11 protein-coding genes and 1 pseudogene are annotated in these 13,031 nt (G+C 57.0%); 2 read left to right on the forward strand and 10 right to left on the reverse strand.

Features of this window, described 5'->3' with window-relative positions:
• Positions 1 to 104 precede the first annotated feature (104 nt).
• The gene (locus BLQ92_RS16770) at positions 105 to 1,058 is read left to right on the forward strand and encodes a D-2-hydroxyacid dehydrogenase family protein (RefSeq protein WP_090685649.1); all 954 of its coding nucleotides are present in this window, start codon (positions 105 to 107) and stop codon (positions 1,056 to 1,058) included.
• 255 nt (positions 1,059 to 1,313) lie between these two features.
• Here BLQ92_RS16770 and BLQ92_RS16775 read toward each other — a convergent pair whose 3' ends face one another.
• From BLQ92_RS16775 to BLQ92_RS16785, 3 genes are all read right to left on the reverse strand, one after another.
• Positions 1,314 to 2,090, reverse strand: a complete 777-nt coding sequence (locus tag BLQ92_RS16775) for a DUF1828 domain-containing protein (RefSeq protein ID WP_090685650.1) — start codon at positions 2,088 to 2,090, stop codon at positions 1,314 to 1,316.
• Between the two features lie 1,116 nt (positions 2,091 to 3,206).
• On the reverse strand, positions 3,207 to 3,827 hold the full coding sequence (locus tag BLQ92_RS16780; RefSeq protein ID WP_244896650.1) for an inclusion body family protein: 621 nt from the start codon (positions 3,825 to 3,827) through the stop codon (positions 3,207 to 3,209).
• Between the two features lie 176 nt (positions 3,828 to 4,003).
• Entirely contained in the window at positions 4,004 to 4,516 is a 513-nt protein-coding gene (locus BLQ92_RS16785) for an AidA/PixA family protein (RefSeq protein ID WP_176860759.1), read from the reverse strand.
• 313 nt (positions 4,517 to 4,829) lie between these two features.
• On the opposite strand from BLQ92_RS16785, the gene BLQ92_RS16790 reads away from it, so the two are divergent.
• The gene (locus tag BLQ92_RS16790; protein ID WP_090685653.1) at positions 4,830 to 5,339 is read left to right on the forward strand and encodes an AidA/PixA family protein; all 510 of its coding nucleotides are present in this window, start codon (positions 4,830 to 4,832) and stop codon (positions 5,337 to 5,339) included.
• A 752-nt stretch (positions 5,340 to 6,091) separates the two neighbouring features.
• Here BLQ92_RS16790 and BLQ92_RS41410 read toward each other — a convergent pair.
• From BLQ92_RS41410 to BLQ92_RS16820, 7 genes and pseudogenes are all read right to left on the reverse strand, one after another.
• A pseudogene (locus BLQ92_RS41410) lies at positions 6,092 to 6,247 on the reverse strand (tyrosine-type recombinase/integrase); the annotation flags it as partial.
• Positions 6,244 to 7,149 carry a TIR domain-containing protein gene (locus BLQ92_RS16795; RefSeq protein WP_090685654.1) on the reverse strand — a complete coding sequence of 302 codons (906 nt, stop codon included), beginning with the start codon at positions 7,147 to 7,149 and terminating at the stop codon, positions 6,244 to 6,246. The pseudogene BLQ92_RS41410 and the gene BLQ92_RS16795, both read right to left, overlap by 4 nt.
• A complete protein-coding gene (locus BLQ92_RS16800) occupies positions 7,058 to 7,810 on the reverse strand; it encodes a hypothetical protein (RefSeq protein WP_090685655.1) in 753 nt (250 codons plus the stop codon). The genes BLQ92_RS16795 and BLQ92_RS16800 overlap by 92 nt, the downstream gene beginning before the upstream one ends.
• A 79-nt stretch (positions 7,811 to 7,889) precedes the next feature.
• A complete protein-coding gene (locus BLQ92_RS16805) occupies positions 7,890 to 8,177 on the reverse strand; it encodes a PAAR domain-containing protein (RefSeq protein ID WP_090685656.1) in 288 nt (95 codons plus the stop codon).
• Between the two features lie 27 nt (positions 8,178 to 8,204).
• Positions 8,205 to 9,512 carry an SEL1-like repeat protein gene (locus tag BLQ92_RS16810; protein WP_176860760.1) on the reverse strand — a complete coding sequence of 436 codons (1,308 nt, stop codon included), beginning with the start codon at positions 9,510 to 9,512 and terminating at the stop codon, positions 8,205 to 8,207.
• A 3-nt stretch (positions 9,513 to 9,515) separates the two neighbouring features.
• On the reverse strand, positions 9,516 to 11,489 hold the full coding sequence (locus tag BLQ92_RS16815) for a phospholipase D-like domain-containing protein (RefSeq protein ID WP_090685657.1): 1,974 nt from the start codon (positions 11,487 to 11,489) through the stop codon (positions 9,516 to 9,518).
• A gap of 3 nt (positions 11,490 to 11,492) precedes the next feature.
• A partial coding sequence (locus tag BLQ92_RS16820; RefSeq protein WP_143016604.1) for a DUF2345 domain-containing protein occupies positions 11,493 to 13,031 on the reverse strand: 1,539 nt, incomplete at its 5' end.

A 13,031-nucleotide genomic window follows, 5' to 3' on the forward strand; every position in this document is an offset into this window, starting at 1 on the left:
GACAGCCGCGCGGGAAGTGGCAAGCAAGGCTGGCAACGCGACTTGATGAGCCGCCTTTTTTTCGGACCTCGTGTCCTCGTATAGATGAAACAGGAGTGTGTCGTATGAACGCCAATTCTCTCGTCAAGGTCGCGATCCTCGACGACTATCAGAATGTCGCGCTGACTCTTGCGGATTGGTCAACGCTGAATGGCCGTGCAAGCATCACTGTGTTCAATGACCACATCGCCGAGCGCGACGCGCTGATCGAGCGGCTGAAGCCGTTCGACATCGTATGCGTGATGCGTGAGCGCACGCCCTTGCCTCGTGCGATCCTCGAGAAACTGCCTGATCTCAAGGTCATTGCGTCCACCGGCCTCGCCAACGCCTCGATTGACGAGGACGCAGCCGCTGCCTTGGGGATCGCTGTGCTCCATACGGGCTATTCCTCCACACCGACGATCGAGTTCACGTGGGCGCTGATTCTCTCCATTGCCCGAAATATTCCGGGAGAAAATCAGTCGCTGCGCAACGGCGGATGGCAACGCTCGGTGGGCGACGAACTCGCAGGCAAGACACTTGGCCTGCTCGGGCTTGGCCGTGTCGGATCGGCAGTAGGCAGAATCGGCCGGGCGTTTGGCATGAACGTAGTCGCCTGGAGCCAGAACCTGACGGCCGCGGCTGCCGCTGAACATGGCGTCCGGTACGTGACGAAAGAGGAATTGTTTTCGAGCTCCGATTTCCTGTCCATTCACGTGCGCCTCAGTGAGCGCACGCATCACCTTGTTGGCGCCGCCGAGCTGGCGAAGATGAAACCGACGAGCCGCCTGATCAATACCTCTCGCGGTCCGATAGTCGACGGTGGCGCCCTGCTCGACGCGCTCAGGATGGATAGGATCGCCGGCGCGGCGCTGGACGTTTACGACGTCGAGCCCCTTGGAAACCCCCATCCGTTGCGCGAGTTGCCGAATGTGCTCGCCACGCCGCATATCGGGTATGTGTCGAAGGAGCTGTATCGGACTTTTTATGATGATACGGTTAAGAATATTGTTCGGTGGCTGGATGGGAACGGGCGTTGAGCGCGGTAGGAGGCAGGCTCACGGGGCGCGTGCGCGTATGCGCTGCTGTTGCGTTTGCCGGGCGGCATATCCCTCACGGTCCCATGCTTCAGGGACACCGCGGAGCTCATCGAGCTGTTCGTTGACGGCCGGCAGCTTGACTATCGATCGCCGACTGTATGGGAGATGCTGGACGTGTGCGCGGAGCATCTGATGCTGCACTAATGAAAAGCCCGGCGCAGGGCCGGGCTGGTGTATTGAGGTCGCCGCTATGGGCTAGTGTATTGTCGCCTGGCCAGCGACCTTCTTCAGACTCGAAAACAGCATGGCGCTGGCCATTGAGCCAATGATCTGCTTTTCGGTCTCCGCGCGCTCGAAATCATCCCGGTCATCAATGACGACACGAATCTTCGGGCGCTCTCCGGGGGCACTCAATACATCTCCCAATTTGCGCATCAAACCACCAGTGGCCTGATGGCTAGGCGAGATGACGTCAACCAGTTCGCCAGCAAGCATGAAATCGAAGGTGTACTCGTGCTTCGAGATGCCCTTTATCTTGGGATAGCGAACCGGCTGCTGTCTTGGCTTCCACAGCCTCAGATCGTGTTCGACCTCATCCGAAAAGTTGTTTACTACCTCCGGAACGCCGAGCCAGCCTCGCTCTTGTTCAGCTACTGCAAGCACGCTCGATATACAGATAGCGACAGCATGCTGGGCGCGTTCTGTCGGCGCTAGCGAGCGAATCTCTCCGCTGCTCTCCAGCGAGACACCGAAGGGCAAGAGTGTATTGCGAATTGCCGATTCCCGCCGCTTGTTAAACGGATCAAGCCCAACCGAATTCAGATGAAAAAGGGTATCGCCGTTGTCGCTAATGAGCAGATGTGCACCCTGTTCGATCAGATAGAAGACGATCGCGGTACCGTCCGCGAAACTGAATGGCGTGCCGATTTCGAGCGCAGGTTCCCCGTTGACCGTCTTGACCGTCTTGACCGTCTTGACCGGGCAACAGTCATAAGCGAGCGTATCGCGCAACCAAGCGCAGTCTAGGGTCATGCCTTACGATCTTTCCGTTAAAACCGATATTTGATCGAGAGCAGAATACCGCAAAAAGTTCGTCTAGAGATGTCTCGCACGAAAGAGGCACATCGCGAAACGCAGCCACTGAATCCCCTCTATGCTCATGGGGACCATAGATTGGGCCTGTCGGATCGTTATGAGATCGCTTGGTCATCGGCTGAACCTCGATCTGATGCACGCGATACTTGAACGACAGGAATCGTTGGGAGAACTTCTGGTGCCGGGGACCGGACTCGAACCACCATCTGTAACGGCATTCTTCGTGGACGTGGGGAGTTTATGGGGAGTGCGGAGGCAAAAAGAGCCGGACCGAAACCGAGGCTATTACTAGAGCGGCGCCCCACTGCAGAAGTACACCACCGGGTCTCGCACTGGTCCGTTGACCCTGAAAGGACGTTCGACCTTGCCGAAAGCGGCCGACCCTTGTCTGAGTGAGTGCCGCGCGGCGGAGGAAACCGTGCGATCAGGCACTCTTGGTCACAGCAATTCTTGGCCGATCATCGTTCGATGGCGGGCCGGCATCACAATGCGATGAATTCGCATCACCCATCGGGCGATCGTACTGTCCTAACGCAGCAGAACGGTAGTCGGGGACGTCGCCCCCGGGGAAGAGCCGGCGCGTGACGATCAAGCTTGCACCCGGCCATTACATGCTTGTGTGCAACAAGCCTGGGCACTATTCAATTGGGGATGCATACCTCGCTGACAGTGGGGCCGTGTGGGCTGGCTCCCGTTTATGTCGTGGCGACGTAGGGCATCAGGATAAACACGGGATGGTCAAGCATGCTTTCCCGGAGGGAAAGGCGCGGAACCGATGGCCACGGGTGGCTGGGCGTTACTCCGGCTGCTATGTCCGCGCCACTGTGTCGGGCGATTGTTCCGACCATACGCTGGCGAGTGATGCGCACCTTCACACCTGCATGACAGACATCCGCGGGTTCGATCATTGTTTCCCATCCGCGCCAGCGTGGCGAATGGGCTAAGTGCTCGAGCCGGATGCGGACAGCGTGTGTCCGCATCCAGCGTTTCTTGCCTTACCGTAGCGTCGTCACACCGTGAGTCACGAATGCATGATCACGGCACACCGTCCCATCACGCCGGGACAGTGATATACGGGTCCCACCAGAAGTAACCGAACAGTTCCTGCTTCTGTCCGCCGACCAGCGTATAAAGCCCGAAGCTGATGCCGAACCCTTCCCTGCCGCTCTGCATCACCCGCGAGTCGAAGCTCGCAAAGGTTTCCACACGCTGGATCGCAGGCAGACCGTTGCGCTCCGGCGATTCGGGGTTGGGCTGCACCGCGCCGTTCCGAGTGATCGCGTTGTATTGGAACTGGTTGAAAACCTCGGTGCCCGAGAAACGCGAGATGTTGTACAAGATCACCGCGTCATCGGAATTGTCTTGAATCGACGTGCCGGTGAACGACACGAGATCGCCCGGGTACGCCATGAATTCCAGATCGGCCGTGCCCTGCCCCTTGATGACGCCTCGCGAGCCGGTGACGAGCAAGAACTGGCCGACATGCGCAAGGCCGGTCGGTTTTTTCGGGTCTTTGCTGGGATTGGAATGCTGCGCCTTGATGAGTTCCGTGTCGATGACTGCGAGTATCTGGATGTGGGCGGTCGATGCCGCCAAGTTTACATCTGCCATGTCAATCCTCCAATTTTCGACGTTGACGACTTCATTTCGAATAACGCGCAAAAAACGCGTCACCTGTAATTTCGCTTTATTTCCGGTTGCATATAACTAGCAAAGTAAACAGGTCGGTATGCAATTCCATCGCCTAGAATTACAGGCTAATGTGGAATGATCCTATATTCATTTATCGCATATAAATTTCATTGAAACAGATCGACGAAAGTGACATCTCACATCCACCTCGCGGAGAATTAACAAATGGTGACAATGCGATTACATGAGTAATAGCCGTAGGGTTCCTGCCTTGTTCTCGTGGCGTTGAACGCGTAGAGGGCAAACGTCATTTCCAGAACCTCGTTGCCAAGCGCCTTCACCTTTGATTCGAAGCTCAAGAAGCTGGCCTCGCTTTTGAGCGCGGGCAACCCGTTGTGGTCCGGCGAGTCAGGATCGGGCCGCACCGTATACGCCCTCAAGAAAGCGTTCGCCTTGAAACGCTCAAACACGCACCCGCCCGAGGCAGGCCGCACCTTGTAAAGAATCACGGCATCGTCCGCGTTGCCTTGCATTGAAGTCCCCCGGAGGAACACGCTGTCGCCGGCCTTCGCCCGGATGCCGGGCTCCTCCGCGTCCTGCGTGCAGGCAATGCCGCGCGATCCCGCGCAGATCATGAACAGACAATCCGGCGCGACGCGCACGGGATGCGCCGGCTCCTGGTTTGGTCCGTAAACATTCTTGATGTGCGCCGCATCGATGACCAATAGCACGTCGATTCCGTGAGTTCTCGTGTTCATATGCGATTTGAATTTCCCGTCGAAAATCTGGCTTCAACATTCTGGAAAATAGCCTATCAATCATGACAGCCCAATCCCCGCCGAATTACCTCTTGATCATACTCAGAACGAAGAAGGTTTAGACCCCACCCTGTCAGTTCTGACAGCCGAGACCATCGCGATTAAACGATTTTCCCATCCGATTTAACAGCTATATTGGCAAACACGGACTACAATAGTTGCTCCGGCGCGTATCCCCTGCGCCAAGCATACCGACTCGGCTACGCCCCTTCGATGGAGGTTTGATATGACATCCGAATTAGATGTCAATTTCGCGGCGACAACTCAGCTCATCAACATTCTTGCCGTCGTCAACACGGAATATGTAAAGAAGATGCATCCCAATCCGAGCAAGGATTGGAGAAATCCGACCGGTATCAACAACAGCGCTGTCTACCTACTCAATAGCACCGGCGATTCGAATCTGCGCATGAACGTGGGAGACACGGTCGCTTTTAGAGGAACGTCGATCAGCGACAACGCCAAGGACGTGGTGGACGTCTATAACCTCCGTCACTTTTCGGGCGCTGCGGTCTTTAGTACGTTCGCCGTTCAGGTAACCAGCGTCAACGCCGTGCCGGAGGACCCGGAAGTACCGAGCGGACTGCTCCTTTCCGCACAAGCCGAGGCGACCCGCAGTTTTGACGCCAGAGTCATCTCGACGGGAACGGAGAGCGTTGGAACGAGCTTCGCGCTTTATAGCGCTCAACGCCTGTATGGCTATTTCTGGTGGAACTGGGTTGCTACCGCGATTTAGACCCGACGGACTTTCCGGGACCAAGGCCGGCGGGTGGCCGCGCCGGCAATAGGGGAGGAGGGAGTCGGAGACGGCGTGTTGTTCATGAGCTTCTCCCGTCGACCGGAATGGCCGATCGGGGAAGCTTGCTCCGTTTATGCGAAGACGTTTCGGGTACCGGCCGGCTCTGACCGGCACTCCACGGTCACCGAGGAACTCAACCCGTGGCGAGCTGGGCATAACCGGGAACTGTGCCTAAAAGCGTTATGCGCTGCAGAGTATAAGCGCTCACCTTGTTCGCCCCCTAGTCCGCTTTGGCGGCCCGCGGTGCCCCGGCTGCACTCGTCCCGCCGGGGCACCGGGGACCGCGTTTGAGCAGCCGGTGACACCTTTAATACGTTCTACGTGAATCGAAGAAACGGTTGCGATAGCCTATCGTACCGCAAGCATTACGAATTCATCGTAACCACTTGATTTGTAACAAATAGTCTCGCGCCGGTCAGTCTCGAGATGATCAGGGTTTTCGGAAGTTTTCCGACCATAATTGTGGATTATTGGCACAGTTTGGGCACAGTGTTAATGGACGCGCACCACTCCAAAAGCTCTTGACAAAAGGATTTGACAATACCTCAAATCAGTGCGCCCCTGATGCAGCAGCACCTCCGCCTTGCTGAGTCAGGGTTTTGTGCTTAGCTACGCTAAAAAACACCCTGCATAGGCATTATTCCAAGATCACGACAGCATGCTGCCAATGTGCATATCCGGCATCAAGCAAGGAAATCCGCCGCGGCGCGCGCATACGCACGCCGCGTGTGCGGGTTGCGGATTGCCGACGCGAAGAACTCGAGAAAGCGCATGCCGGCCCGCTCACCAGCGGCCGCGATGAGCGCTGGCGTGGAAATGGCGTTGCGCGCGACTAGCGGATTCAGAGCGAAAACGCCTTGTTTAAATCCACCTCGTGACCCGCGGCCTTGAGTTCACGAGCCAATGCCAGCTTCCAGCCCCCACCATCGTCCATCTTTTCCCAGACGACGCCAACGTAATCGCTGGGGAGCTCGACATCGCCGCGTTTGAGTGCACACACCTTGTTACGACCGAGGTGGCCGATGAAGTACCCCAGCTCGAGCAAGACATTCTGTCGAGCACGCGGCTTCAGCTCTTCCTCTTTAAGGCTGCGGCCCAGATCATCTGGAGTTAACAGCACGACGGCGAAACCCACATCGCTGTTGGCTTCGAACTTCTCGATAACGGTGCCGCCCTGGTTCGCCTGCTCGTGCAGGATGACGGGTTCGAAGTCCATCGACTTCAGAAATCGCGCAACAAGCTCGCGTGCCTCGCCGTCGTGGCCATGAACCACGAATACCCGGCGAGACGGCGAGACCTTTTCGGAAACGTGCACGGGCGCGGCAGGCGCCGCCTTTGCCTCGTGTTGTGCATCCGCCAGATCCTCATGCAAGACTCGCTGCGCCTCCCGTAACAGCGCGACTGAATGCTCGATGTTTTTCCTTACCCCATCTTGGTACTCCCACGGCTGAGCAGACGGCCCATATCCCATAGAGATAACCATTGGCCACCAAGACAGCGACGTAGCCTCCACAAATCGCTCAAACGTCGAGGTGTCTTCGCCAAAGCAACGCACCAAGGTGTCCCTGATTGCAGCACAAAGCGCCTGCAGCTCCGGAGAATCGCCTTGAGGAACGGTCGCAATGTCGAATGCTCGCAAATCGTTGATGCGTTCCTCAAGCCGCTGAATGCCACGTTCGATCTGCGTAGGCGTCAGGGTAAGTTTGGGTGCCGGCGCGCGCGGCGCAGCAGGTTTGCGGCTGGTCATGGACTCTCCTTATATATGGGTAATCCCACCCCGAGCGGAAACCGTAGTGCCGCTTCAGCCCGTATCGCGCGAGGTAGGCAACGCTTGGGTGCTCCAGGATGTCGCCCGGCAATGCGTCATCAAGATCAATATAGAATTCGCTCGCATTTGCCGCACCTTTTAGCAATTGAGCGTAGTCGATTGAATTCACATTGGCTGGCGGATACGCACCGAGCTGCATCAAGAATATATCGGCGAGTGTGTCCTGTGGGTTCCAGTCATAAATGCGAACGCCCGATTCCTTCAGTTCCTTCCACTCGGGACGCTCTTGCAAATAGATGAGGGCGTTTTGAACGTCGAGGACCTGAGAGCGGACTTCACCTTCGCCCTTCCCCACTAAGACGCTATCGTGCAAGAACGGTCTTATCAGGTGCGGAAATTTCGAAATGAATGCTTCGACTTCGTCCGAACCGCCAACCGGCAAGATCACGTCCGCGCGAAATACTTCGACTATACGTTTTGCCTCCGATTCTCGGTCTACGAGGACAATCGGATTGAATCGCCCGCCCCACAGCGCATTGTTCTGCCGAACTGCCTTTCGGAAACTCTCTTTGTCGCCAGCCTTGATGGCCCAGCAAATGCGTAGCGGTCTGTAAGCAACGTTGACTCGAACCGTCTCCATTCAGCCAGTCTCCTTATGCGGGTGCTGCAAGCGTTAGCCCCACAGAACCATCCCGACAGTTACTCTGCCCCCGCCGTAGTCACGTTTCGACGGACATCGAATTCTGTGAAGCGACCAGTTGCGGAGGCGGGTTGCACTCGCAGATGCATAGATCATCGCTCAATGCGACCCGTCGGCCGTCTGTGCCGGTCATCGGCACTCGGGGACCGTCGCACTGGATCTTCCCGGTCGAATGGCAGGCGGGACACGACACATCATCGTTTTCGTGCGCAATGTCCCGGTCGTTCAGTCCAAGTGTGGTCAAGCGGGCGGCCACCGTACCGTTAGCCGTGGTCTTGTCACCGGTCAGGATCATGTAGCGTTTCATGGCTGTGATTCCGTTCTGTTCCGCAGATCAGGCCTGGTCAATGTATCCGATCAGTTCCCACTCCACCTTCGCCATGTGCTGGCGAAGTCCCATTACCTGGTCCAGCAAAGCTACTTTGCGCGGCTCATGCACGATAAGCGACGGCAACACGTCGCCCTTCAGGAAGCGCCGCTGCGCGTCACCCATCTGGCCTTTGCCGAGCTTTGCGCACCAGACGCCGTCTTCAGGGCATGGATCGCCTGTGGAAGCAACCGTGCCGATCGGCAGACGCGTGGCAACGGTCGCGGGTTGATCCTCCGCCGACGTCTTGCTGGATGTACCAGCCAGCGGCAGACCGGTTGCCGGGTCGAGACTCGTCTTTTTAGCCATCTGATTGATGAGTTCGTCAGAGGGCTTCTGCGGCGGTACTGCTGCATCCCGTTCCTTCTGCCACTGAAAGGTCCCATCCCAAGGCGGCAGCTTTGCGGGCGGCAACGGCACGATCTTGTCGATGTCCGGGACCTTGGGGTTGCGGCTTTCGTTAGCGTCGATGAACTCTCCGATGACACGATATCTGCGGGAGCGTTCCGGATCGTTCGGCAGTTCAAGGTAGTTCAGGCGATCCGATGGCGGAGGACCCTTGAATGCCTCCTCCAAAGAGGAAGCAGTGAGCGTGTTTCCAGCGGCAACACCTTTTTGGAAAGCTTTCACAGCCTCTGTATAAAGTTTGGCTGTCTGCAAAAATACGCCGAAGTTTTCTGCCGCCTCACCCGATCCTTGATCGACTGCACATTGATACATCTGCTTTGCTATCTCTGGCGCCGCATCAACTGGCGACAATTTCTCCGCGACATAAAACTGCCCCTCGGGACTACCAAGATCAGCTGCCTTGCGGAAATAGCGCAACGCCTTCTCCGGGTCCTGCTTTACGCCATAGCCCAGCTCAAGATAGTGGCCCATGTCGTAATACCCCCCCGGCACACCCTGCTTTATCAACTGTTCTACCAGATCGATTGTCTCCTTGGGAGCATCGGGTGACGTTGCGGAGCCTCGGGACACCAGCTGCTGCAGGTTGTTATTCGCCTTGTAATGTCCATTCGCGGCGGCAATCCGGTAGTAACGCGCAACCTCGTCGAAGTCTTTTGGGCCGGCCTTCGTTTCGAGGTAGCGGCCATATTTGAACAGCTGATCCGCCTCAGGAGAGACCGGCGGCAGATGATCTGCCTCATGTACGCATGTGAAAGCCAGATTGGCGCGCACGGTATTCATATTGGGCTGGGATGGCAAAGAATTCTCCTTGTTCGAGCAGCCACCTGCAATGAGAGCGCAAGTAAGGATCAACGTCGTCTTGTTCATCGATCAGTCGTTCGTGGTGCGCTTGTTTGATGTATATGAAAAACCCACCAGCGACGCGATGGGAGCGGATTTCGCTTTCTGATTGGCCGCATTCGCTCTAATTATCCGATCCCATTGCTTGTAAGCCTCCTTCGGATCGTCCTGAGCTCCCGCCCCTTTGCTATGGATACCCCATAGCTTCTTGCGCAATGGAGCGGTGACGCCGGCATGGTCGTGGCAGATGTTCAATTCACTATCGACTGCCATGCTCCGATAATTGATGTTTGCCGATCCCAACGTCATGAACGCATCATCGACGACCATCAGCTTCGCATGTACGTAGCAATATTCCCACGCTGCCGGATTTGAGTCCGGGGCAACCAGTGTACAGATATGCACCTTCAATCCCGGAATGTCGATCTGCGGTACAGGGGAATGCTTGTTTTCCCAAATTTTCCGCTGCACGTCTTCGAGATGCGTCTGTGCGTCCTGATGATATTGCGCATAACCGTACGCCTCCTGAATACTCATCGAACCTTGCGGTGGGGTCGCGTTCTTCTCTGCGGTCTTCAGATCTGAGTCCAAGGCATCCGCCCGCTCACCTCTCGCCACCTCCGGGATTTGGTCCGCGCTACCCAGCGCGTTGAGCATCTGATAAGTATTGACCGTCCCTTGTCCGATGCCTTCGTCGTTGGAATTGGTCACAACGAACAGATAAATCGGCTGGTCAAGGGGACGGCCATGGTTCACCTGGTTCGATACGGCTTGCGTGAGCTTGTTAGCTAGGTCCGGCCACCGGAAATATTGGTTCTCAATATAGATGAACTGCGTGACATTATTGACCGCCTGCATATACATCGCCGCGATGTCCTGCTTTCCCTGCTGCGACTGTGTACGAAGCACCTGTGCCATCACTTGCGTGTCGGAACCACAGCGCAGCGTCAATTTCTTGCCTGCCGCTTCCCGCACCTGAGTGAGATTCTGTCCCGTCGCATCGTCCCAAGCCTGACAGAAATTATCATTGAGATTCTTGAGGATCGGTCCACTCACGCGGCTCGACATGTCCTGTCGGGGATGAAATCCGTTGCGTCCCATCCTAGGGTGCATCCGCACGGTACTGTGGTCACTGGTGTCCCAGTAGGTATCGAGCATGTTATGCCCCATCACGAAACCAACGGCCAGATCGGGATATTCATAGTCGATAAGCACCATTTTCTGGTGATGTGTGGGTTCGTATTTCATCGCCGAGACGCTCACGGGACCAGTACTTGTCCCCTCCTTGACGGCCAGGTTGTGGAGTTTCATCCGGTGAGCAATTTCATCGCGGTTATCCAGGCTGAAGTCGCGCGTAGCGAATTCGATACCTTTGAACGGTTCAGGTGGGCTAATTCTGTTTTTGATGTACTTGAACGCATCGTAATCCTGAACTAGCGTCGGCTTTACGGCCTCTTTGGCCACCTCAACCTTCAGATTGGGCTTTGTGACGTTGCTCAGGTTCGCCCGGGCATACCACGCAAAATCGACCTCGAGTTCGTAATCTGCCTGAGGGTCTTTGGCCGCATAGTTCCGTATGACTGGTAGCGAATAGACCCAATCCCAGACATAGGGCTTAATCACACTAGCCGCGTTATTGCCGGGAGCCATGTTCTCGCTCAGTTCAGCAACGTGGAGATCATCCTGCCAGCAAAGGAGGCGAACCTGTCGGTTATTGGCACCCTGCATCGCTAGAAGCTCGCCGATCATCATGCCTGCGCCTTGACCACGCTTGAAATACATCGATGGTTGAAAACCCCAACAGACGATGTCAATTGTGTGCTGTGCATTCAATATTGCGTCATACACCGCGCCGAAAGCTTCCTCACCGTTGACCAGAGGAGCGAACGTCCCTGGTGCCGGACGGTATTCGGTGTTCTGTACAAACCACCGAAACGACACATTCGCGCTATCGGTACAGTTCAATGCCAGCGGCGTGGTGCTCGTCTTATTCGATGTCGCCATGACTCATGTTTCCGAAGGAGGATTAAGCATGTCACTATAAGTCTGCCGGTGTACGGCGCGATCTGGCGCCGCAGTGTCGCCGTTAGACACACCTTCATGAAACTGGAACCCCTGATTCGCGAGCGCGCCGTTGACCGGGTCCCGGTACTCGCCCGGCACCGGAATCTCATGTGTGTCGCCGTTGGCCATCTCCAGCGTGTACTTCTGTGTCGTCACGTGATGATCGATCGGCAACTGGCCGGTCTTGTCGAACACACCCTGCTTCACCAGCGCACCGTCCGCAAACAGCTTGTACGGCATGCCCGCAGGAACAGCACTGGTCGCAGATGGTGACGCGAAAGTGTTCAGCATCAGCTTTCGCGTGGGCATGTCCTTGAACGCGGGGTTCGTGACGTCCATGCGCGTCGGCCCGCTGAACGCGTGGTCCGCGCCCTTGAAGTCGAGCTTCCCCGGTGCATGGATCTCGATGTTGCCGTCCTTGATGCGGATGTACGCGCCTCCCGATGTCAGCAGGATTTCCTGTTGCGCGGCCGCCTGGATCTTCTCTGTGACCGAGGCCAGCAGCAGCGACTTCTGCGCAGTCAGCTCGACGTTGTCCGCATGCGCCTGCACCTCCACCTTCCCCTTCGCCGCGAACAGCTTCATGCCTGCGTTCTGCACGAACAGGCTCAGCCGGTTCGTGATGCTCGCGATCAACGACTTACCCGTCGCGATGTGCGTGCTCTGCCCGCTCACCAGGTTGATGTGCTGGTCCGCCGAAACGTGCGCTGACTTCTGCGTCGACAGCGCGATGCCCGCCGGCGCGGCAAACAGCATCACCGGTTGCGAGAATGCATTGGCGTTGCCCGTGCCGCCACCGGCCGTGACACCGCCCCCGCCCGTCGTCCCCGACGTACTGTGCTGTGTCGCATCCGTGAAGCTCTTCAGTGCATCCTGTCCGTCCTTCAGGCTTTCGGCCTGCGAGGCTTCGCTCGCCTGCGATGCCGCCTCAAGCACGCCCTCCGAAGTGACGAGCTGGTTGCTGGCCTCACGCGCATCAAGTGGCTGGCTGGTGACCGGATGCGTCGTCACGTACAGTCCGCGTCCCGCGCGCAAGGCGCCATACGCGTCCGAGCTGAGGTCGAAGCCGCTGCCGAGGTAGTCGCCACGGGTATTGCCGCTCTGGTTGATCAGATATCCCAGGTGGAGCTGTGCATTTGTACTTGAGCTATACAGATGCACGCGGTTCTGGGACGTCGAGTCGTCCATCACCATCTGATTGAAGCCATCTCCCGAGAACTCTTTTGACCGGTAGCCCGAGAGCAACCCGTTCGAATGCCACTGCGGTTTCGCCGCGCCGTTATACACGCGATGAAGGGCGATGGGCCTGTCGATGTCATTTCCGACGTAGCCGATCAGCAGCTCTTCCCCCGCGCGCGGCATGTGCACCGAGCCGTATCCATCACCCGTATCCGACTGCGCCACACGCACCCAGCATGACGCGCGCTCATCGCCCTGGTTGATCCGGTCCCATACGAACATCACCTTGATGCGATTCAGTTC

The organism is Paraburkholderia phenazinium (assembly GCF_900100735.1).
Classification (GTDB): Bacteria; Pseudomonadota; Gammaproteobacteria; order Burkholderiales; family Burkholderiaceae; genus Paraburkholderia; species Paraburkholderia phenazinia.